A 21,061-nucleotide genomic window follows, 5' to 3' on the forward strand; every position below is an offset into this window, starting at 1 on the left:
TCCCCACGACCTATGCCGGGTTAAAGAATCTCTGCAACTCTTCCAGCAATCCATTGCGGTCAAGTTCGCGCAACTCTTTTGCCTCGCGGATAGTCGTTAATTCACCATACCGACCAGATTCGAGCCTGCGTGCGAGGACGGTGATGTCACGCAGCCGTACCTGACCATTTCCACGCGACCCCATCCCACCGAGGTAATCGTCTTCGAGGTAGGTGAATGCCTCGTAGACTGAGCCAAACAGCCTGATCACGTCCGACAGTTGTTCGCCATTACCGACGTAGAGGCTATAGACCACCTCCGCCGGGCCAAAGACGGCCCCTGCCGGCACTCGCTCGATCTGCCGCGGCGCAGCGGCTGATGTCACCCGGTCAATCGCCGCTTCCCACTTGATCTCGGTATAGGGCAGATCGGTGCGCAGCCGGCGTAGCTCCTGTTCAGACTCCCTGGTCAGCGGTACGTCACGCACGATCAGGCGGGTCGGGACATCGATGGTAAGCTGTTTATGATTGGGTAAGGTACCGAACACACCGGCAATCTGGTAGTAGCGCTGGTACTCTTCAGGATTCGTTGGTACATGAATAAAGACACCCTCGTTGATCCTGAATGTCTGCGGTGCGCCGTAGACCTTCTCCATCAACGAGCGCAACTTGCCCTTAAGCGATGAACCGGGGATGTAGGGCTGATTGGTGATCGGATTACGGATAACCGGTTTATCCAAACCGCCGATCTCCAGACCTCCGGCAGCACCACCGATATGCAGACCGGTCAGCAATTCAATACTGGCGCGTAACACAATCCGACCGTGCAGTGTGACCATGCGCGTGCTCATGCCTGATACCTCCCTGACTAATTCGTCTTGCCACCATAGCGACGGTGATAGGCCAGAATAGCCTCGAACAGATTGACAAAGGTCTGGAAGCGATTCTTGTCGTTCCCGATCAAACCAATCGCATCCGAAAGAGTTTCCACCAGCTCTTGCAATGCCTGATTATTGCTAAACCGCCCAACCTGATAGGCCATTTTGGGCTTCAGCATCAATAGACGGCGCTGAACGTCCAGCGAAAGCTGTTGATCGGTCGGCAGCACCTCCTGCTCAATCGAGCGCACTTCGCCAAAGATATTGCGGATTTGCGAGGTGGTCAGGCCATTCCGACCTAGCTCTTTCCCCAATCGATCCGCTTCCTGCACCAGTAACTTCATAGCCTCTTCCGACGATTCGGTCATGATGCGCTGCAGGTTTTCCGACGAAATCCGCTTGACTCCCACAGCTTGAGGATTTGACGAACGACCCATTGTCATTGCTTACCTCCCTGTTTTGGCTAGCAGCTCCCACGATTATCTTTCGCGCTCACTCCCCCGTAACAACAACTGTGCCCAGCGTGCGGCCAGACCTGCCGGGATCACCGTCCGTTGCACAATTGCTTCCGGGCTGATCAATTGCTCGCGCAAGTCAACCACTCGTGACCGAATGGATTCGGGAGAACGTTCGGCCAGGCGCGTCAACTGGTACGCCCCTTGCCACACCCACGGGCCAACCGTTAACTGCGCAGCACCGGCACGGTTATAGCGGGTGCGGGCAAGTAAAACCAGCCGTTGCACCGTCATTAGCAGGCCACGCGGCGCACCATTCGCAATGAGATCAAGCAGCTCATCTTTGAAGCGAGCCGCCTGCGCAAAGGCATCCCAACTCAGAGTCTGGCCCAGGAACGTAATCGCATCTTTGCTCCGACCGTCGGGATGACGGTAGGCTTTCGCCGCATCCAACGCATTGCCGGCGTCTTCCGCCGCCTGGTAGAGTGGATAACCGGCCTGATGCAGGGTAATCCCGGCAGAGAGACTCACCGGCGGCTGCACTGTCGGCCCGGCACCGGTGGCGTAGCGAATAAAATCATTGCGTATCTGCTGCGCCAGCTCCGGGATGAGGTGCCACGATCCGACCAGGAACAGATCATCGCCACCGCTGTACACGGCGTAAATCCCGCCCTTCCCCTGCTGATTCCGCCGCCGACACAACTCACCGACCCACCCCTCAAAAAACCGGCTCAAGGCGCTACTGAGCGCCGCCGTCACCGCCAGACCACCCATGCCGGCAGGACGTTGCAAGCCTTTACCAAACAGATCACCGAGATTGTCAACGTCCATACGCAACACCGCAATGCGCGGGACTCCATCGCTCAGGTGCGCGAGGAGATTGAACGGTGCGACATCACCGACCTGTATCTCTGGCGCTTGATCGGGATCGAGCTTGCGGTAGAGCGGAAGATCGTCCTCGCGCAAGCGATAGGCTTCGGTGACGGTGTAGCGCTGACCGATAGCGCTGGCGTCTGCGGGCAATTGCGGCACCGTATCATCGTTGAGGGCCAGCAAGCGTTGAGACAATGACCGCACCGACGAGAGTTCCTCGCTGAGCCGATAATCCACACCCAGCGCCGTGATTGCCTGCCGCCACGTGGCACCATCACTCTGGGATGCGGTAAGATTGACTGCCAGCACTGCGGCCCTAGTCAATTGCCGGCCCAGCTCTGCCAGCGACTCACCGAGGGCATCGGGCGCCTCGCTACCATCGCTACGCGGCGGACGCGGCGGGCGGGGCTGAAACATCCGGGCAAATTCGCTATCGTCGAGGGCGGCGAACCGACGCCGCTTGTCACGGTCAATTGCGTCGCTCAGCTCACGCCAGGTTTCATCGGTATACTGTTCCGGGGCAAACGGTTCGGTTGATCCCAGCGCCAGGTAGAGCGAGCCGTCATGCGATTGCAGGAGTATACGACCGAGATGCTGCCGCCACTCCAACACCTGCGCGGCAATACTACCCGGCAGCACAGCGTAAAAGCGGCCACCACCGGCGTACAGCAAATTACAGAGCGGCATCCCACTATTGCGCAACACCCAGTAAGCGCAGGCTTCGGTCAGCAACTGCAAATAGAACGAACGACCACGCAACTGGCGTGCTGCTCCCGCAGCCGGGATGCTGTAGAGGAACTCTTGCAGACCTGACAGATCGCCCCCTAGCAGACAGATCAGGCCGTCGGTTGTCGCTGACTGCGCTGCCTGCACGGCGGCGTGCAGCCGAGCCAGGTCGTAGAGCGAGACACCGGGTAGGGGTGAGGGCCAGGCCCAGGCGTACCGTTGCAGCGTAATGAGTAGACATTCCAGGCGTCGGGTCGGGTCGGTTTCACGCTGTGCCGCTGCCAGCCCAGACTGCAATGCCTGTTTCAGTTCAGCCGATGGTGGTTGCGCAGTCGCTTGCGGGAAGAGCACCTCTTCGCGGCAACGGAGCATGGCCGGCGGTTGCCAGCAGTCTTTGACGCCGGCCCGCAGGCGGGTAAAGACACTGGACAGGGCCGGTTGCAACGGCGGCCAGGTTGCCTGTGGTTGCTGCCCGACAACACGCCATGCCGATTCCCGTAGCGACTCGCTGACGGCATCATTACGCTCACCGAGGGCGGCCAGTGTCCAGGAGTGCAAAACCTGCCAGGCAACAGTTGAGGGGTCTTCAGCATGTGTCATTCCAGTTACTCCATGCTATATCACGATCTTCTCTGCATAGTGTAGCAAATGACCACTTCACAAATGTGGATTTGAACCTGATAAGAGGATGAAGATTTTGTAAGGAAATAGGAAATAGGAAATAGGAAATAGGAGGTGGAAAGCAGAGCATAGCGTTTGTATAGTGATGTTTATAGTTGTGAAAGGCGTTGAGTTGTAGTTATTATATCATATCAAATCTGGGTGCAGAAAAGTCATGCACGGAGATAGTGCTGATCTACCCCTGGAACGCGCACCTCCGGCTCGCTCTTCACCTTGCAACGATACGCCATGCCTGATGCCGGCGGGATGCTGCAACCCTGAACCGGCTCGCGACAGCGGGTGGAATTCGGCACGAGAGGTTTTCGCCCCTGGGAACTGGGAGCGCGAGCCTCCGGCTCGCTCTTCACCTGGCAACGATACGCCATGCCTGATGCTGGCGGGATGTTGCAACCCTGAACCGGCTCGCGACAGCGGGTGGAATTCGGCACGAGAGGTTTTCGCCCACTCACATCATTCCCCGACCCCCTCCCAACCTCCCCCCGCTGGCTATGTATTACCCACATGTCGCGCTGCGTTAGGCCGGGCTGCACGTGCTCCCCGTGGCGCAGGCTTCCAGCCTGCGTGGAGGCATCATCGCCATCGCCGTCAGGTGCTGGCCGTGACCGCTGGTGCATAGGCACGAATCGCTTGCAACATAACCGTCTACGCACAGGTATCGCATGCATGCCCGACCGACTCGATGATCGAAACGAGCACATTCAGCACCCCCGTGACCAGGATGGGTAACGGCGTACCACGCGCCGGATCGTGTGTACGGCTGGCGCGGCAGCATGGCTGCCGCACTCCAAACTGCGCGACACGCCCATGATGCGCGTGTAAGGCAACCAATCCAGCACGTGCTGGCACGGCTGGAGCGGTGCGCTGTCACCGGGCCAGTCGCCCAAAACAACATCCATGGCGATCATACCCGCTGATACACACGTGGTTGACACCAGGTATGGGGAATGCATAGCCGCTGGGGATGGGAGAGGAGAGGGTAGACGTTCGATCCAGGGCTTCCTGATAGGGTAGACGTTGTATTCGATCATCTGTCCTGGCCGTCCGTGACTGCCGCCAGGGGCGGGAGCTTGCTCGTGGCTCCTCCCTCCAGCAATGGTACCGGCACCATGCGCGCCGGAGGCGTGCGCTCCCAGCTCCCGGCTGGGGAGCACGCCCGTCTTCACTCCCCCGATCCGCTCCGGCACGCGGGCAATGCAGTATTAGAGTTATGGGTAATGCATAGCCGCTGAGGGGAGGTGACGCAGGTGCTCCCCCGCGGGGGGGCGGTGACACAGGTAATCCCCCGCTGGAGGCACGGGCGGGCTGGGGATATGCTCCCGCCCCCCCAGCGGGGGCGGGCCCGGGTGGGGGCGGGTTGCAGGGAGTCCTGAACCATCACTCCACAGCTAACGTTGGACGGTCGATCCTAAACGGGGCGAGCGCAGAGGGGATGGTACCGGTCTGTACGGCTTCGGCCAGATGGCGACCAACAATAGCCGCAAATGGCATGCCGTGACCGGAGAATCCGCCGATAGCGAAGAGACCGGGCACAGGGTTGACCACGATTGGCAGATAGTCGGCGGTGAAGGCCATTGCCCCCGACCAGCGTCGTTCGATGTTGATGCCGGCCAGGGTTGGGAAGAGACGTCCCAGACTGGTCTCAAGCGCCCCCTGAACTTCAGGACTAACCTCGCCGGGCTGCACCCCAACGTCGTGATTGGGTGCAATAGCCCGACAGCCACCGAACAACACCTGTCCGGTCACGGTCTGTTGACCATATTCACCGGTAGGAGTGAAGCTGGCTCCGAAGCCACAGGCAATGAACGGCTCAACCGGCACGGTACAGAGTACCTGCCCGCGTACCATCGTAATCCGCCGGGCAAGTTCCGGTAGCACGTCACCACTCCAGGCATTAACGGCAATCACTGCCGCAGCAGTGTCGATGGTACCGCGATCTGTGATCAGGTGTAGCCTGCCGTTGGCGGTGATTACCTGGCGCAGGGTGACACCCCAGCTACAAAGGGCACCATGACGTTGCGCAGCGGCCAGCAACCCGTACACCAATCGCCCGGAATGGAGCGTTCCGGCAGCCGGGTTGAAGCGGGCGCCACTGACGGCTGCCCCTAACGGAATCGCCACCAGCTCCTGGGCAGTTGTGCGGTCGAGCAACTGCGCCGGAAAGCCATCACCCTGCAATGCCGCGACTGTTGCGCCGGCAATCGTCAGTTGTGCTTCACCAATCGCCAGATTGAGATTGCCGTGCAGACGCAGATCGCACTCAATCTGTTCTTGCTGGATCAGATCAACCATCAAGCGCTGTCCGGCCAGACTGAGAGCGTACAGTTCGCGTGCGGTGGATGCTCCGTAACGGGCAGTCGCAGCAAGGTAATTCTCGGCCAGACCGGCGGCGAGGATACCACCATTGTGGCCACTGGCACCGGCTGCCGGCCCGTGCCGGTCGATAACGAGTGGTTGCAGACCGGCCCGTGTGAGCCAGAGGGCTGTCGCTGCACCGACTACGCCGGCACCTACGACGACTACGTCAGCGGTTGATGGTAGATCGATACCCGGCAGCGGTGCCTGATGAAGGGTAGCATGCCAGTGTGAACGCAACATACAATCATCCTGTTGTCTGAGAACTACGGTAGCCCATGTATTGTACCGTAATGCTCATCCAACCGGCCAATGATTACCGTACTTCGATGCGCAACTGTTCACCCTGATGGACAGAACAGATCAACTCGTAAACACCGGGACTCCAGTACCGTTGCACAAACCGCTGACCGGGAACGATACGGAACGGGCCAATCGTGACTTCCGCGCTATCGTTGTTCTGGATCACGAGCGTATCGTGTTGACGCAGGTCGATGATGATCGTCGAGGGAAAAATAGTGACTTCTTCGCCTGCGGCCAGCCTTGCCGCTGTGCCGGGTGGAATTTCAAACACCAGTTGCCGCTGACGATTGGTTGTCGCCTGCCAGAGAAGACTCCCACCAATCGCGATCATGGCTATCGCAACGAAGAGCACAACAATACGTGACGGAAAGCGGCTGATAATCGGCAGCCGCTGTTGGAAAGGGTGAGCCATCTGTTTGCTAAGCTCCTGCCGGTGGCGCGTTCCTTCATTCATATATGATGTTGTCATTACTCGCACTGCCAGTCTAGCCACGCGGTGGATTGCGCAACAGTGCCTGCACATCGCTCACAATGTCATCCACCGGTGTGCCATGTGCCCAGAGTAGTCGCCAGTTGCCGGCCTGATCGATGGCATAAATGTAGCCAGAATGGTCAATGGTATAGCCCAGACCCGAATTGGGTAGCTCGCGTTTGATGACCGTTACCCCATAGCTTTTGTAGACCTGTTCCAGCACCGCCCGATCTCCGTTCAATCCCAGAAACGTTGGGTTGAACGCTGCCAGATAACGTTGCATCAAATCAGGCGTATCGCGCTCAGGATCGACCGAGACAAAGACCACCTGCACCTTCGCCGCATCATTACCAAGCTTCTCCATCACCCGCTTCAAGTCACCGAGTGCGGTCGGACAGATGTCAGGACAATGGGTAAACCCAAAAAAGACCAGAACAATCTTGTCACGATAGTTGCTCAGACGAAACTCATTGCCAAACTGATCGACTAGCGGTATTTCTGGAGCCGGATTCGGCGGTTCGAGCACAGTACCGCGAAATTCATATGCGCCACAACCGCTGAGCAGCAGGGCGCTCAATACGGCAAGGATTAAGGTGATGAGATGTTTCATATCGGTTACCTGCACTACACTGATAGGGTGGAGACGGGCCGCTGCCCATCCCCACGCTCTGCCTGTTTATCACATTCAAGGGCGAACCGAAGATGTCGTCCAACGTCTACCGCATCAGAAAGCCTTGATTCAGTTCTCCAATTCCCCCTCTCCCGCGCTGCGCGGGAGAGGGCGGGGGTGAGGGCATTCATCCCGAACGCGCTCGCATGTTCTGTTCGCCCCGTCCAGATCGCCTACGGCATGCGCACCGGTGCCTTGACCTCGATGGTTTGCCCGCTACGCGTGGTGAGTTTGATCGTCACTTCATCACCCTCTTTGAGGTCACGGTTCAGACCGATCAACATCACGTGGAAACCACCCGGCTTCAGTTCAACCTGACCATTGGCCGGCACCTCGATGGCTTCAACCTGTCGCATCTGCATGACATTATTTTCCATCACCACGTTATGCAGTTCAACCGATGCTGCAACATCGCTCTCGGCCTTCACAATCGCGTCCGCAGCGCCATTGTTGACGATCACCATATACGCGGCGCTGACAGCCGAACTGCCTGCATTCGCGTGACCATTGCCGTGGCTGTTGCCCATCCCGGCCATTGGGGTGGCCTGATTGCCCATATTCCCCATCGCGCCGGACTGATCGCCGGCCATATTCATCATCGCGGCCCGCACCCACGGATCGCGCACCGTAATCCCACTACCGGTCGTACCACTTTGATTCGCCCCACAACCGACCAATACCACCAGCAAAGCTGCTGTAATCGAAAGGAAAAAGAGACGTCGCATTGTAGCACCTCGCAACGTAAAGACAAAACAAGACACGACTACTAAACCCTGCCCAGGCTTCCGTATCGTCTATCCAACTAACAGGCCGGGGCGGGGCGTGCGAGGTGGCGGCGGTTCAGGAGCGTAGAGGACGGAACGGAACGAAACAGTGATAACAGCGCTGATGCGCTGGATCACAATGGAGCCAATAGCAACAGCAATCAGTAACAGCGGCAATATGTCGTACCGTACCGGCGGCGCCGGCGTATCGGCGTGGTCGGCGTGACGATGAGGCGCATCGCACAAGAAATACTCTACCCCTGCCCTGTTCACCGACGACAGATGCAGGCAGTGGATGATACACGAGAGCGCCGGCCACGGCCCGATCAGAAAGGCCAGCGTCCACAGTATGACGGTGCGGCTAAAACGGAGCGGCACCTTGTTTGCGCCAAAATGCACAATCATCACCGGTAGTATACATCAAACTCGCTCCATCTGCGGTAGAGATGTCTTCACAATTTCTCAATAGTTTCTACCGAATATCTGAAAAAGGTTCAGCTATACCTGAGTCGTGATTGATGTTCGGCACTGATCAGCGTTCCAGTCACACCGTTACCGCTGCGATAACAAATAACGACTACAGCCGCAACTGCGAATCACTCGATGGTACGCAGAATAGTCTGCGCTGATGAAGCGGAATCACTGCACGGTAACTCACCGGTGTGAATAGTGCCTTCAACAATGCATGTATTGCGATAAGGATGTGGAGGTTTTCTTATGCAAAGATTACTCGCAGGATGTTTCATTGGCGTGCTCGGTTTCATAACCGCTTGCAGTGCCCCCCTTGTGTCTTCAACGAGCAGCACAACTACAACACAGATCACAGCCGAATCGGTGGCAGAACAGCCCGCCACAACGACAAACATCCCACAGTTGACCCCAGCCGCTGCGGTCGTTGTGACATCCGCAGCCGAAGCGATCCCGATTGAATTGCACGGTGATCAGATCAGTGCCGGTACCGGTGTAGAGGTCAATGGAACTGTCGCAACGATCACGAGTGGCGGTGCCTACCGAATCAGTGGTCAGCTCCAGGCCGGAAGCATTGTTGTGAATGCCGCCGCGACAGACGACGTTACGCTCTATCTTGACGGCGTGACAATTCATAGCGTGGAGAGTGCCCCTCTCTACATCGACCGTGCCGGTCAGGTGACCATTGTCCTGGTCGATGGCAGCATCAATACCCTCAGCGATGAAGCAAGAACAGCCGATCAAAGTAGTGCGCCGAATGCAACGCTCTACAGTGATGCCGATCTGGTGATTACCGGTCAGGGACAGTTGATTGTTGCAGCTCATTTCAACGACGGTATTGCTTCCACGAAAGGGCTGGTCATTGAAGACGGGCATATTCAGGTAACGGCTGTTGATGATGGGTTGCGCGGCAAAGAGTATCTCCTGCTGCGTGGTGGTCAGATCGACATGACAGCCGGTGGTGATGGCTTCACTGCCGATGCTGATGGACAGGGGGTGATCATGATCGAAGGCGGCCAGGTAACAATAACGGCGAACGGTGATGGGGTACAGGCCGCAGCAGATATTGTGGTACAAGGAGGAATGCTTGACATTATAGCCGGCGGTGGCAGCACAGCCACCCTGTCTGCCGACGCATCGGCGAAGGGTCTTAAAGCAGCGGGACAGATCATCATCAACGATGGTGAGATCAGGCTTGATGTTGCTGAAGATGGTCTGCACGCCGATACCTCAATTACTATCAATGGTGGCACATTCACGATTGCCGCCGCTGACGATGCAATCCACGCTGAACAGCAGGTAACTATCACGGCTGGCGAAATGAATGTGACAGATTCGTATGAAGGGATTGAGGGTCAGCACATCCGCATTGATGGCGGTACGATCACGATCATTGCCAGCGATGATGCGCTGAACGCTGCCGATGGCAGCGGTGCCCAGGGTGGCGGTTTCGGTGGCATGGGTGGTGGACAATGGACGCTAACCATGACCGGCGGCTCGCTAACAGTAGATGCCGGTGGCGATGGGATCGATGTTAATGGTAGCATCACGATGAGTGGTGGTGTTATGGTGGTATACGGGCCAACAGAGTCCATGAATGCTGCCCTCGACTATGACCGGGCTTTTACCATAAGCGCTGGTCAATTGATCGCCGTTGGTAGTGCCGGTATGGCGATGGCACCAGATACCAGCTCGACCCAACCCGCTGTGCTGATCAACCTCAGCACGGTGCAGACAGCAGGAACATCAATTGCTATCGTGAATGCTGCTGGCGAACCAATTGTTAGCCTGACACCAGATAAATCGTATCAATCACTCGTCTACTCAGGCACCGGTTTAACAGTGGGCGAACAGTATCAGGTTGTGGTTGGCGGAGCGGTCAACACGAGCTTCGTGCAGAACGACATCATTACGCGAGTGGGTACGACAACAGGGCCAGGCGGGCCGGGAAACCCGATGCGTCCGCCACGTCCATAGCAACATCACGCCTTGAAATGGCCTAACCCTCTTCCCACACCCACGATCCCGCCGGTTTTCCGACCAGATAGCCAGTTCCGGCGGGATCGCGGGCGACAGCGTAGATTACGTATTTTCCCGCATCCCAGCCAATCCACCGCGCAAAGAGTTCATCCGTTGCATCGCGCCACGCAATTGCCAGGTTCCGATCCCGATGCTGAAGCTCTGTCCACTGTTGGGGAATGGCAATCGCAATCTGCGCCGGCGCATGGGGTGCCCGCAACAGACGGGGGCCGTCGTTGAGAATGGCAATATCCGGTAGATCGGTGATCAGGAGACGATCCCGTTGATTATGTAAACCCTTACTACCATGCGCGCTGGCCGGCAGCCAGGTGATCCCAAACCGAGAGGCTGTTACCAGATTCAACTCATTGTGTACCGGATAGTAGCCACGCACAAATTCACCGGCTACCGCATGCAGATGATTGAAATTGAGCAGTGCATTCGGCAACTGCAAGGGATCAACCGTCCAGTGAATACAGCGCACCCCCTGACTCAGCGCCAGACGAGCCTGTTCCTGTTTCAAGCGTGTTGCCAACCCGTGGTTGCGATACGCAGGATCAACCGCCATCACCTGCGACTCGATTGCCAGCTCGTTGTCGGCGATAGGATGACAACCGAAACGCCAGAAACCGAGCAAAAACCCGGCCACCTGACCATCTACCGTCGCCACCAGCGCCGTGCCGGGAGCAAACTCAGCGCTAAACAGGTCGGTTGGATAGGGCTGGCTACCCCACACGCTACGGTAGAGCGCTGTAATCGCCGTTGTATCATCAGCCTGCGGCGTGCCAATCCAGAGACCGGCTGGACGTGGTCGTTTAGGGGCAAACGTCACCCCATCGGCTGGTCGATACACCGTGGCCGGCGTTGCAGCAATCAGTGCTCGCAGCACATCATCGGGCAATCGTTCGTGTAGCTCGTGGAGCCGTAGGGTGTAATGACGCTGACCGTTGATAATTGTGCGGGGAAACAGCATCCCAAACCCGACCGTGCAATCGCCTGCCCGAAACTCAACCACGATTCCGCCCATACGGGGAAAGGTGCTCTTGACAAAATGGGGCGGGAGAAGAGTCGGGTTTTGCGGTGCACCCGACTGTTGCCACAATCGATCAATGGTTGCGCTCCAGTCCGGTGCTGTTGGGTCGAGATAATGCGCAGTGAGTGTGGAGTCTGTCATAATGGAGCCAGGTGCTATTGCCGGTCAATGGTATGGACATCCCAGGTTGCTACCTTTGTCACCACAGAGACACGGAGGACACAGAGCATGTGGATAACCCGGATGGCTACCGTGAGACGTGACATAGCACGTCCATGGGAGCTGACTGCTCCCCAAATCATTCATGCGGTTACGCTATACGGTGTTGAGTACAACGTCGTGCTGTTCATCCTGGCCGCCAGCCTCCGTGGCTTGCTTACAGCATAGGTGGCAACTTGGGTTATTATAACGTCAATACAACGTCAGTCTGATTGTCACCGGCATCACCATCAACCACTCATTGCCCCCAACCCACCCCTCCCGCGCCCGCCAATGCCGTATCGCATGGTTTGGCGTGCAGAAGCATAAAAGCATAGCTTCTGCATCCTCGCTCACCTCCCCCTGCTTTCTCGCCCCTACTTCCTACTTGCTTCTTCCTAATTCCTATCTCCTACCTCCTCTCTCCTATTTCCTCCCCTGCTCAACCACCCCTATTCCCTCTCTCCTCCCCCCTACTTCCTATTTCCTATCTCCTATCTCCTACCTCCTCACCCACCCCGCAATAGTTGCAACTCGTACAGAATATGTTGTCACTTCTTTCTGTTTAAGCTCCAGGCAAAATGCTATTCTTATCACAAGAAATGCAATCGGTCAGTGTTGACCGCAGGAGGCAACTATGACAACCCCAAACGTAACTATCGACAAAGAGATCGATGCCCGTGGTAGCCATTGCCCTGGGCCAATGATGGAACTGATCCGCGGTATCAAGAGTGTTCCCCTCGGTTCAGTGGTCGCCGTCCTATCGAGTGACCCTGGTTCAGCCAAGGATATTCCGATCTGGGTGCAGAAGGCCGGTCACGAGTTTATTGGTGCCTTCCCCGAACAAGGCTTCACCCGTTTTGTTGTGCGGAAAGTGCGTTGATGCACATTGATCCGGGTTCGATACGAGTACGCGCCCATCAAAATAATGCGGCGCAAGGTGTATATTGGTTTTAATCTGTACCTGGAGCCTGTCCGCATGCGTCTCACTGACCGGTGCGAAGGCATTGCCTTCGCGCAACCCGGTATGGTCGCGCGGCTAAGCTCTTAGAAGGTAACTACAATGACGACGAAACAAATTGTTGTGTTAGGTGGTGGCGTCGGCGGTACTCTGGTCGCGAATCTGTTGGCCGGACAGTTGACGCGCAAGCAGGCACAAATTACGTTGATTGATCGTACCGGTAAGCATGTGTACCAGCCAGGCTGGCTGTATGTCCCGTTCGGTGGCCCACCTCCAGAGCGATGGGAACGCAGTGAACGCTCACTGTTGCGACGCTCAGTAGACCTGATTGTCGGTGATGCTGTGCGTATCGAACCGAATGAGCGGTATGTCGAGATGGCAGATGGCACCCAAATACCGTTTGATTACCTGATTATCGCTACCGGTGCACGCCTTGAACCATCTGCTGTCCCTGGCTACACGGAAGGGGCGCACCATTTCTACAGCGCCGAAGCTGCGCTCCGTCTCCACGCCGCACTGCGTGAGTTTAACGGTGGAAAGATTGTGATCGGCGTGGCCGATATTCCTTACAAGTGTCCTCCCGCGCCACTGGAGTTCACGTTTATGCTTGAGGATGAACTGCGGAAACGTGGCCTGCGCGAGAAGACCGAGATTACCTATCTATCGCCGATTGGCCGGGTGTTCACTATTGAGAGCGTGGCCCAGTTTGTCACCCCGATGATGGAAGAACGGGGGATTAACTACGAACTCTTCTTCAACACCGAACAGATCGATCCGGTAGAGCGCACCATCTCATCACTCGAAGGAACAACGTTGCCTTACGATCTGCTGGTGCTGGTGCCACCGCATCGGGGCGCACGCATCATCAGCGAGTCGGGCCTGGGGGATGGCCAGGGCTGGTTGCCCACCAACCGTGAAACACTCCAGCACAAACAGTTTCCCTACATCTACGGCCTGGGTGATGCCACCGATCTGCCGGTCAGTAAGAGCGGCGCTGCTGCCCACTTCGAGGCCAAAGTCATCGCTCACCGGATTATCGGCGAGATTAAAGGTAAGCCGAGCGACGAACGGTATCAGGGCCAGGTGATGTGTTTTCTCGAAACCGGCTATGGGCAGGCGACGCAACTGGTCTTCGATTACAATCATCCGCCGCAACCACCCAAACCGAGTGCGTATTATCACTACGAAAAGGCTCTGCTCAATCGCGCCTACTGGCATTTAGTGCCAACCGGTATCGTGTGATCGCATCGACACCCCATGACGATACCGCACGGTTATCACTACGACCGGCGTTCAACCCTCGTCTGATTGGCAGTGGGCGGGTAGCTGGCACGGGCACACACTGGCTGATGGAGAGATGGTACCTGCACGATCTCTCCATCCACCATCCAGACCCACAACAAGCGTGCCCGGTTATCGGAGGTGTCGTACCGCTGAACCCACAACAATGGCGTTGGTAGCAATTGCAGCGAGGCATCTATGCAGGAACAAGACTACCCCCGTACAATGGGGCAACAATTCGGTCGGCGGTCGTGGGCCGAGCCGTGGAAGATCAAGATGGTTGAGCCGCTGCGCGTGACCAGCCGGGCCGAACGCGAGGCGGCGCTGAAGGCTGCCGGTTACAACACGTTTCTGCTGCGTTCTGAAGATGTCTATATCGATCTGCTTACCGATAGTGGTACCAATGCCATGAGCGACCGGCAATGGGCAGCCCTGATGATGGGCGACGAGGCATACGCCGGGAGCCGCAGTTTTTATCGCCTGGAAGCAACTGTCCAACAGGTGTATGGCTACCGCCACATTATTCCCACCCATCAGGGGCGGGGCGCCGAGCATCTGATCAGTCAGGTCGCTATCCGCCGTGGGCAGTATGTTCCCGGCAATATGTATTTCACAACCACCCGCCTGCACCAGGAGCTGGCCGGTGGCATCTTTGTTGATGTGATTATTGACGAAGCGCACGATCCCCAAAGCCAGTATCCGTTTAAAGGCAACGTCGATCTCGACAAACTACAGGCGCTGATTGATAAGGTTGGCCCGCAACAGATTGCCTATATCAGTCTGGCCGGTACCGTCAACATGGCTGGTGGGCAGCCGGTCAGTATGGCTAACGTCCGTGCCTTACGCGCATTATGTGATCGGTACGGGTTGCGCATCTTTCTCGATTCCACACGCTTGGTTGAGAATGCCTTTTTCATCAAAGAACGTGAACCCGGCTATGCCGAACAAAGAATCGCCGCGATTGTCCGCGAGTTTTGCAGTTACACCGATGGCGCATGGATGAGCGCAAAGAAGGACGCGCTGGTGAACATCGGTGGCTGGTTAGCGCTCAACGATGATCAACTCGCCGATGAAGCCCGCAATCTGGTGGTGGTGTACGAAGGGTTGCACACCTACGGCGGCATGGCCGGGCGTGATATGGAGGCGCTGGCGGTCGGGATTGAGGAGTCGCTGCAAGAGGATTACATCCGTGCCCGCATCGGTCAGGTGCGCTACCTCGGCGAACTGCTCCTCGACTGGGACATCCCCATCGTAGTTCCGATTGGCGGTCACGCGATCTTTCTGGATGCACGCCGGTTCTATCCGCACCTGCCGCAAGACCTCTTCCCTGCCCAGACCCTGGCCGCCGAGTTGTACCTCGATTCAGGGGTGCGGGCTATGGAACGCGGTATTGCCAGCGCCGGACGCGATCCCAAGACCGGGCAGAACTACTATCCCAAACTGGAATTAACCCGGCTGACCATCCCGCGCCGTGTTTATACTCAGGCCCACATGGATGTTGTGGCCGAGTCGGTGAAGGCAGTGTACGATCAACGTCATCAGGCCCGTGGCCTGCGGATGGTCTACGAACCACGGTACCTCCGCTTCTTCCAGGCCCGGTTTGAACCGGTGGAATGACGACCGGACGGTAAATACTGGTAAATACTGGTGACGTATAGTCACCTTCCCTGTCGCCCAACATCAGGGGGCGCACGGCTGTGCGCCCCCCTTATAAGACCCGCTACTGCACACGCTGTTTTTGCCATCACCCAGGCTCCACACCTGAGCGACACCCCACCCTGCGTAAGCGCCGGTATCGCTCTGGAGGGGGCGTGCTCCCGCCCCCACCGGGGCGGGCCGGGGTGAGGGCGTGCTCCCCCTCACCACACGGGATGATGGAGGTCGTGCCCGGTATGTCTCCCTCTCACCGGTCTGACAACGCACGCCGCCATCACAACCGCTCGCGTGCTGACCTACCCACATCCCCGCCCGTATGGAGTGCGGCAGCCATGCTGCCGCGCCAGCCGTGCTCACTGCTCCCGGACACCGGGCAGCGCCGGTCTCTCACGAGAGGATCAGGGCGTGATCTGCATTACCCCCCTCCCCAACGCATTACCCATAACGATGATGCATACCCGCGTGCGGGACAGGCCGGGGTAGGGGCCTATCTCATCACCGCTCACCAATCATCCCTTCACGAGCATACACCACGCGGCCACCGAGGATCGTCATCTCAACCTGAATCTCTTTTATCTCTTCAACCGGACAGGTGAAGTAATCGCGATCCAGCACCACCATATCGGCCAGAAAACCGGGCGCCAGCGGGCCTTTCAGATGCTCTTCGCGCGTCAACCAGGAACCGGCTACCGTGTAGGCAAAGAGCGCCTCTTCACGACTAACCGCCTGATCCGGTGCGATGAGTGTTCCCTTCCAGGTCTTTCGGGTGACTAAACTGTACAACCCAATAAACGGATTGAAGTGAACGGTACTCGGCACATCGCTGGTCGCAATCACCCGAATCCCGCGATCAAGATAGGTTCGCATCGGCTTGTAGCGGGCAGCCAGATCAGGGCCAACATCGCGGAACAGATCATCGCCTTCATAGTAGATGAAGGTTGGCTGAATCACCACGGCCAACCCATAACGGGCCATGTGTTGCAGACTCTCGTCGGTGGCAAAATAGCCGTGAATGAGATTATGGCGATGTTCTGCCGGATGCGCCGCCAGCACATCAGCAAACGCACGGGCCGCCTCGTGATGTGCCCGGTCGCCAATCGCATGAATGCCGATGTCCCAGCCCAGCGTATGCCCAAGGGTAAAAAATTCGCGCAGGTCTGCTGGATCGAGACGGTTGTAATCGTAGACCGATCCTCGCCTACAAAGGGCTGAAACATCCAGGCCGTATGCGATGTCGTTCCGCCATCAATTGCCATCTTCAGGCCACCAATGCGAAGCCATTCATCACCCAGACCGCTCAGACCACCGAGTGCCCTGGCACGGGCATCGAGTTCACTGCGCGTTTCACTCTCGCGAAAGCCATGCCACGAGATGAGCAGATTCACGCGCACGGGCAAACGACCGGCACGTCGCGCCGCCAGATAAGCCTGAATCTCCCATGGTTGCAGGCCCGGATCGAGAATGCTGGTAATTCCATACGCCAGATACGCCCGACCGGCCATGTCCAGCGCTTCAACGCACGCATCCTGCGTCGGACGCGGGATCAGGCGCCGGCAGAGTTCCTTCGCCGCTGCCCGCAAAATCCCACTGGGTGTACCGTCCGCCTCACGTTCGATCTTGCCACCTGCCGGCTCAGGCGTACTGGCTGTTATACCGGCCAACTCCAGTGCTCGCGAATTCACCACATCCATGTTGAAGAACCGTTTGAGGAGCACCGGATGTGCTGTCGTCGCCGCGTCGAGATCGTGACGATTGGGTAATCGGCCCTCTTGAAAGAGTGACTCGTTCCAGCCCTCTCCAATGATCCAGTGACCAGGTGGGGTAACCGCTGCCGCCGCCCGCACCCGCTCAACCATACCGGCGATGGACGTACAATCATCGAGGCCGATCCGCTGCAACTTCAGGCCCATCTCCAGCATATGGTTGTGGGCATCGTGAATACCAGGGATAACCGCCCGCCCGTTCAGGTCAATCCGCCGGGTTGACTGACCGGCCAGCGCCAGCACTGCGGCATCGTCACCGATTGCCACGATCCGACCATCTTTGCAGGCCACGGCACTACACTGTGGCAATTCCCGGTGGAGCGTATACACGACAGCGTTGTAGATGATCAAATCAGGAGCCAGATCGCGAGCTATCAGCATAACGCTTCCTTTCTATACCGGGCCGTCTATACCCCGCCTGCCGTATGCATCGCCAGCGCAATTGCCCCCAACACGCCGGCCCGTTGCCCCAGTGCAGGTGGCACAATCAACCTGTCAGGGTGATCGAGAATGTGAGGATGCTGCAAATAACCATTCAGCCAGCGCTGCGTCGCAGCCCGCACCAATGGAAACATCTGCGGCTGACTCATCACCCCACCGCCGATGATAATGCGTTCCGGCGAAAGGATGCAGAGCAGATTTGCCAGCGCCTGACCGAGATAATCAGCTTCGAGTTCCCACGCCGGATGGTCAGCCGGCAGCTCCTCAGCCGGAGTCTGCCAGCGTGCCTTAAGCGCCGGCCCACAAGCCAACCCCTCCAGACAATCGCTATGGTACGGACAGATACCGGGGAAGGGATCACGCGCCGGATCACGCACCAGACGCATATGCCCCATCTCCGGGTGGATCAAGCCGTGTACCAGCTTCCCACCAACCACTGCCCCGCCGCCAATGCCGGTACCGACTGTGATGTACACCGCCACATCGCAGTCACGCGCTGCTCCCCATTGCCGTTCGCCGAGGAGCGCCACATTGACATCAGTATCGAAGCCTATCGGTCGCCCAAGGGCCTGGTGCAGTGTCCGCACAACATCAGTGTGCGCCCATCCCGGCTTCGGCGTCGTCGTGATTGAGCCATACGACGGCGAGGCCGGATTGAGATCGACCGGCCCAAACGAACCCACGCCGATGGCCGCCAGGTGTTCCGGTTCGTGGGCACGAAAAAAGGCGATGGCATTGGCCAGCGTCTCGGCAGGTGTCGTGGTTGGAAAACGCACCTCAGCCCGAATATCATCCGGCCCGGTGCCAATCGCACAAACCCACTTGGTTCCACCGGCCTCAATCCCACCGTAGAGAGGGGCATGCGTCATACAAACCTCGCTTCTACCACGAGCAGTTCAGATCGCACCTGCTACGATCTAACGATACAGACGTATGCTTCACCGATCCAGCAACAGATCACGGGCCAGCACATCGGCTTCTGTTTCCCGACGCTGGATCAGACGTGCCTGTCCATCGGCAACCAGGACGAGGGCCGGACGCGGTACCAGGTTATAGGTACTGGACATACTCAGCGTGTAGGCACCCGCTGTTGCCACTGCCAGCAGATCATCCGGCTGCACAGTCGGCAGCGCAATATCGCGTAACAACACGTCACCCGACTCGCAGTAACGTCCACCGACATTAACCGTCATCGCTGGCGGCGAAGCCGGCTTATTGGCCAGCACCGCACTATAGCGCGCCCCGTAAAGGGCCGGACGAATATTGTCGGCCATACCACCGTCAATATGCACCCAGTGCTCGCCTTTACGACCTACCACGCGGTACAAAGCCACACCGGCCCGGGCAACGATGGAACGGCCTGGTTCGACGGTCAAGCGTGGTAACGGTAACCGGTATCGTTCACAGGCTGCACACAACGCCGCACTCACCACCTGCGCATAACGACCAATATCGGTTGCCGGCTGATCAGCAGTGTACGGCACACCCAGACCACCGCCAGGACTGAGTTCAACCGGCGCCACACCAAAGCGATCCCGTATCCGCGCAGCCAGCGCCACCAACACCTCAACGGTCGCCGTCACCTGTTCAAGCGCAAAGAGTTGCGAGCCGATATGCGCATGCAATCCCAACCAGCGCAGGCTGGGTGCGGCCAGGGTTTGAGCGACAGCCTCATCAAGCGCCTCCAGGGGCAGGCCGAATTTTGCCGTGGCGCTCCCTGTAGCGATATGCGCGTGCGTATCCGCTTCGATAGCGGGCGCCACTCGCAACAAGACGCCCTGCGGCGTGGTGAGATGGGATGTAAGCGCGCAGAGTCGCTGCAATTCGTCAAGGTTATCAACGACAATCGCCCCAACCCGCCACGCAATCGCCCGCTCCAGTTCCTGATCACTCTTCGCATTCCCGTGCAGGTGAACCCGATCCATCGGTAGACCCGCTCGCTGCGCCACCAACAACTCGGTTGCTGAAACGACATCCAACCCCAGTCCTTCTTGCGCCACGATCTGGGCCAGCGCCGTATTCAACAGCGCCTTCCCGGCGTAATGGACGATTGACGGGCCAGGGTAGGCGGTGGCAAATGCCTGCCGATAGGCACGCATCGCACCGCGCAGCGTCAGATCATCAAGCAGATACAGAGGAGTTCCAAACTGTTCGGCCAGCGCAACCGTATCGCAGCCGCCAATCCACAAACGGCCATCAACAACACTTACCGTCTCCGGCCAGACATGCGACGCCAGTGTCATGCGTTATTCCCCGCCAGACCCAGCCGTGGCGCGGCTGCGCGCAGTGCAGCAATCACCTCGCCGATCAGCGCATCCAGCTCCATACCAATGACTTCAGCGCCATGCACAATACCTTCGCGGCTGACTTTGGCAGCAAAGGCTTTATCTTTCATCTTTTTGCGCACTGACGAAACTTCAACGCTATAGATGCTCTTGTCAGGGCGCACTAATGCTACCGCAGTCACAAAACCACTCAACTCGTCAACCGCATACAGCGTGCGCTCCAGCGGCGACTCAGGCGCGATCCCGCTATAATCGGCATGGCTGAGGATAGCGCGCAAGACTTCAGGCGACCACCCGGCACTGCGTAGATAGGCAACACCGTAGAACGGGTGCCCCGGCAGTTCGGCAGGTACCTCTTCGCCCCGCAACAGCGCCTCGGCAATCGCAGTTGTAGCCGGCCCGGCCTCCGGCATGTGGGGGTAGCGCTCGAAATCGAGATCATGAAGCAGCCCAACCGCTGTCCATAAATCGACGTCAGCCCCTTGCTTTGTCGCAAAATGAGTCATACAGGCTGCAACCGCCTCGCAATGCTTCCGCAGGCTATCCGAGGCGATCCACTCATGCATAATCTGACGAGCTGTATCGGTGAGCATCACGGCTCCTCTTATCATAGATGAAGGAACGAGTACCCTGTTCCTTCATCATACCACGTTTATCCGAAAGCTATACAATCTGTCCAGGCAACGCATACTGGTGAACTTTCGTTATGTCAAATCTGGTGTCACAGAAGTCATTGCACACTAACACTTGATCGCAGATGCCCCTGAGCGCGAATACGCCGACCCGGCCTTCCCGCTGCGCACA

Annotated in this window: 18 protein-coding genes and 1 pseudogene; 5 read left to right on the forward strand and 14 right to left on the reverse strand. The window is 57.8% G+C overall.

The genetic code is table 11. The annotated features are described in order from the left end of the window. Window positions 1-10: 10 nt before the first annotated feature. From csm3 to cas10, 3 genes are all read right to left on the reverse strand, one after another. Window positions 11-829, reverse strand: coding sequence for a type III-A CRISPR-associated RAMP protein Csm3 (gene csm3 / locus CAUR_RS02905; RefSeq protein ID WP_012256463.1), 819 nt, complete (start codon window positions 827-829; stop codon window positions 11-13). Between the two features lie 17 nt (window positions 830-846). Continuing rightward, window positions 847-1,224 (reverse strand): type III-A CRISPR-associated protein Csm2, encoded by a 378-nt coding sequence (gene csm2, locus CAUR_RS02910; RefSeq protein ID WP_242605041.1) that lies wholly within the window; start codon window positions 1,222-1,224, stop codon window positions 847-849. A gap of 111 nt (window positions 1,225-1,335) precedes the next feature. Continuing rightward, window positions 1,336-3,510, reverse strand: a complete 2,175-nt coding sequence (gene cas10 / locus CAUR_RS02915; protein ID WP_012256465.1) for a type III-A CRISPR-associated protein Cas10/Csm1 — start codon at window positions 3,508-3,510, stop codon at window positions 1,336-1,338. Between the two features lie 851 nt (window positions 3,511-4,361). Between cas10 and CAUR_RS21140 the strand changes: the two genes are divergently transcribed. Beyond that, the gene (locus CAUR_RS21140; protein ID WP_157866366.1) at window positions 4,362-4,505 is read left to right on the forward strand and encodes a hypothetical protein; all 144 of its coding nucleotides are present in this window, start codon (window positions 4,362-4,364) and stop codon (window positions 4,503-4,505) included. 460 nt (window positions 4,506-4,965) lie between these two features. Here the strand turns inward: CAUR_RS21140 and CAUR_RS02925 are convergent, their stop codons facing one another. The 5 genes from CAUR_RS02925 to CAUR_RS02945 all read right to left on the reverse strand — a co-directional run bounded on the left by CAUR_RS02925 (window position 4,966) and on the right by CAUR_RS02945 (window position 8,557). Next, the gene (locus tag CAUR_RS02925; protein ID WP_012256466.1) at window positions 4,966-6,186 is read right to left on the reverse strand and encodes an NAD(P)/FAD-dependent oxidoreductase; all 1,221 of its coding nucleotides are present in this window, start codon (window positions 6,184-6,186) and stop codon (window positions 4,966-4,968) included. Between the two features lie 73 nt (window positions 6,187-6,259). After that, window positions 6,260-6,715, reverse strand: coding sequence for a cupredoxin domain-containing protein (locus CAUR_RS02930; protein ID WP_242605042.1), 456 nt, complete (start codon window positions 6,713-6,715; stop codon window positions 6,260-6,262). 16 nt (window positions 6,716-6,731) lie between these two features. Next, window positions 6,732-7,328, reverse strand: coding sequence for an SCO family protein (locus CAUR_RS02935; RefSeq protein ID WP_012256468.1), 597 nt, complete (start codon window positions 7,326-7,328; stop codon window positions 6,732-6,734). A 233-nt stretch (window positions 7,329-7,561) separates the two neighbouring features. Beyond that, the gene (locus tag CAUR_RS02940) at window positions 7,562-8,113 is read right to left on the reverse strand and encodes a copper chaperone PCu(A)C (RefSeq protein WP_012256469.1); all 552 of its coding nucleotides are present in this window, start codon (window positions 8,111-8,113) and stop codon (window positions 7,562-7,564) included. 69 nt (window positions 8,114-8,182) lie between these two features. Beyond that, window positions 8,183-8,557, reverse strand: a complete 375-nt coding sequence (locus tag CAUR_RS02945; RefSeq protein WP_012660474.1) for a hypothetical protein — start codon at window positions 8,555-8,557, stop codon at window positions 8,183-8,185. A 312-nt stretch (window positions 8,558-8,869) separates the two neighbouring features. Between CAUR_RS02945 and CAUR_RS02950 the strand changes: the two genes are divergently transcribed. Beyond that, the gene (locus CAUR_RS02950; RefSeq protein ID WP_012256471.1) at window positions 8,870-10,597 is read left to right on the forward strand and encodes a carbohydrate-binding domain-containing protein; all 1,728 of its coding nucleotides are present in this window, start codon (window positions 8,870-8,872) and stop codon (window positions 10,595-10,597) included. 22 nt (window positions 10,598-10,619) lie between these two features. Here the strand turns inward: CAUR_RS02950 and CAUR_RS02955 are convergent, their stop codons facing one another. After that, entirely contained in the window at window positions 10,620-11,813 is a 1,194-nt protein-coding gene (locus CAUR_RS02955) for a GNAT family N-acetyltransferase (protein ID WP_012256472.1), read from the reverse strand. A gap of 694 nt (window positions 11,814-12,507) precedes the next feature. Between CAUR_RS02955 and CAUR_RS02960 the strand changes: the two genes are divergently transcribed. From CAUR_RS02960 to CAUR_RS02970, 3 genes are all read left to right on the forward strand, one after another. Beyond that, window positions 12,508-12,753: a sulfurtransferase TusA family protein gene (locus CAUR_RS02960; RefSeq protein WP_012256473.1), complete on the forward strand. Its 246-nt coding sequence runs from the start codon at window positions 12,508-12,510 to the stop codon at window positions 12,751-12,753. A gap of 180 nt (window positions 12,754-12,933) precedes the next feature. Then, window positions 12,934-14,073, forward strand: a complete 1,140-nt coding sequence (locus CAUR_RS02965) for an NAD(P)/FAD-dependent oxidoreductase (RefSeq protein WP_012256474.1) — start codon at window positions 12,934-12,936, stop codon at window positions 14,071-14,073. A 237-nt stretch (window positions 14,074-14,310) separates the two neighbouring features. Continuing rightward, window positions 14,311-15,729: a tyrosine phenol-lyase gene (locus tag CAUR_RS02970; protein ID WP_012256475.1), complete on the forward strand. Its 1,419-nt coding sequence runs from the start codon at window positions 14,311-14,313 to the stop codon at window positions 15,727-15,729. A 534-nt stretch (window positions 15,730-16,263) separates the two neighbouring features. Here the strand turns inward: CAUR_RS02970 and CAUR_RS21430 are convergent. The 5 genes and pseudogenes from CAUR_RS21430 to CAUR_RS02990 all read right to left on the reverse strand — a co-directional run bounded on the left by CAUR_RS21430 (window position 16,264) and on the right by CAUR_RS02990 (window position 20,850). Continuing rightward, window positions 16,264-17,001 carry an amidohydrolase family protein gene (locus CAUR_RS21430; protein ID WP_338067504.1) on the reverse strand — a complete coding sequence of 246 codons (738 nt, stop codon included), beginning with the start codon at window positions 16,999-17,001 and terminating at the stop codon, window positions 16,264-16,266. After that, a pseudogene (locus CAUR_RS21435) lies at window positions 16,995-17,912 on the reverse strand (amidohydrolase); the annotation flags it as partial. The pseudogene CAUR_RS21435 and the gene CAUR_RS21430, both read right to left, overlap by 7 nt. Before the next feature lie 26 nt (window positions 17,913-17,938). Continuing rightward, a complete protein-coding gene (locus CAUR_RS02980; protein WP_012256476.1) occupies window positions 17,939-18,841 on the reverse strand; it encodes an ROK family protein in 903 nt (300 codons plus the stop codon). Window positions 18,842-18,910: 69 nt separating this feature from the next. After that, a complete protein-coding gene (gene lysA / locus CAUR_RS02985) occupies window positions 18,911-20,215 on the reverse strand; it encodes a diaminopimelate decarboxylase (RefSeq protein ID WP_012256477.1) in 1,305 nt (434 codons plus the stop codon). Beyond that, window positions 20,212-20,850 carry an HD domain-containing protein gene (locus CAUR_RS02990; RefSeq protein ID WP_012256478.1) on the reverse strand — a complete coding sequence of 213 codons (639 nt, stop codon included), beginning with the start codon at window positions 20,848-20,850 and terminating at the stop codon, window positions 20,212-20,214. The genes lysA and CAUR_RS02990 overlap by 4 nt, the downstream gene beginning before the upstream one ends. Window positions 20,851-21,061: the final 211 nt, after the last annotated feature.

It is taken from the genome of Chloroflexus aurantiacus J-10-fl (assembly GCF_000018865.1).
In the GTDB taxonomy this organism is placed as follows: domain Bacteria; phylum Chloroflexota; class Chloroflexia; order Chloroflexales; family Chloroflexaceae; genus Chloroflexus; species Chloroflexus aurantiacus.

Bases quoted from the DNA above. Each gene is read 5' to 3' on its own strand.
- csm3 (WP_012256463.1), bottom strand. From the start codon at position 829: ATGAGCACGCGCATGGTCACACTGCACGGTCGGATTGTGTTACGCGCC.
- csm2 (WP_242605041.1), bottom strand. From the start codon at position 1,224: ATGACCGAATCGTCGGAAGAGGCTATGAAGTTACTGGTGCAGGAAGCG.
- cas10 (WP_012256465.1), bottom strand. From the start codon at position 3,510: ATGACACATGCTGAAGACCCCTCAACTGTTGCCTGGCAGGTTTTGCAC.
- CAUR_RS21140 (WP_157866366.1), top strand. From the start codon at position 4,362: ATGGCTGCCGCACTCCAAACTGCGCGACACGCCCATGATGCGCGTGTA.
- CAUR_RS02925 (WP_012256466.1), bottom strand. From the start codon at position 6,186: ATGTTGCGTTCACACTGGCATGCTACCCTTCATCAGGCACCGCTGCCG.
- CAUR_RS02930 (WP_242605042.1), bottom strand. From the start codon at position 6,715: ATGACAACATCATATATGAATGAAGGAACGCGCCACCGGCAGGAGCTT.
- CAUR_RS02935 (WP_012256468.1), bottom strand. From the start codon at position 7,328: ATGAAACATCTCATCACCTTAATCCTTGCCGTATTGAGCGCCCTGCTG.
- CAUR_RS02940 (WP_012256469.1), bottom strand. From the start codon at position 8,113: ATGCGACGTCTCTTTTTCCTTTCGATTACAGCAGCTTTGCTGGTGGTA.
- CAUR_RS02945 (WP_012660474.1), bottom strand. From the start codon at position 8,557: ATGATTGTGCATTTTGGCGCAAACAAGGTGCCGCTCCGTTTTAGCCGC.
- CAUR_RS02950 (WP_012256471.1), top strand. From the start codon at position 8,870: ATGCAAAGATTACTCGCAGGATGTTTCATTGGCGTGCTCGGTTTCATA.
- CAUR_RS02955 (WP_012256472.1), bottom strand. From the start codon at position 11,813: ATGACAGACTCCACACTCACTGCGCATTATCTCGACCCAACAGCACCG.
- CAUR_RS02960 (WP_012256473.1), top strand. From the start codon at position 12,508: ATGACAACCCCAAACGTAACTATCGACAAAGAGATCGATGCCCGTGGT.
- CAUR_RS02965 (WP_012256474.1), top strand. From the start codon at position 12,934: ATGACGACGAAACAAATTGTTGTGTTAGGTGGTGGCGTCGGCGGTACT.
- CAUR_RS02970 (WP_012256475.1), top strand. From the start codon at position 14,311: ATGCAGGAACAAGACTACCCCCGTACAATGGGGCAACAATTCGGTCGG.
- CAUR_RS02980 (WP_012256476.1), bottom strand. From the start codon at position 18,841: ATGACGCATGCCCCTCTCTACGGTGGGATTGAGGCCGGTGGAACCAAG.
- lysA (WP_012256477.1), bottom strand. From the start codon at position 20,215: ATGACACTGGCGTCGCATGTCTGGCCGGAGACGGTAAGTGTTGTTGAT.
- CAUR_RS02990 (WP_012256478.1), bottom strand. From the start codon at position 20,850: ATGCTCACCGATACAGCTCGTCAGATTATGCATGAGTGGATCGCCTCG.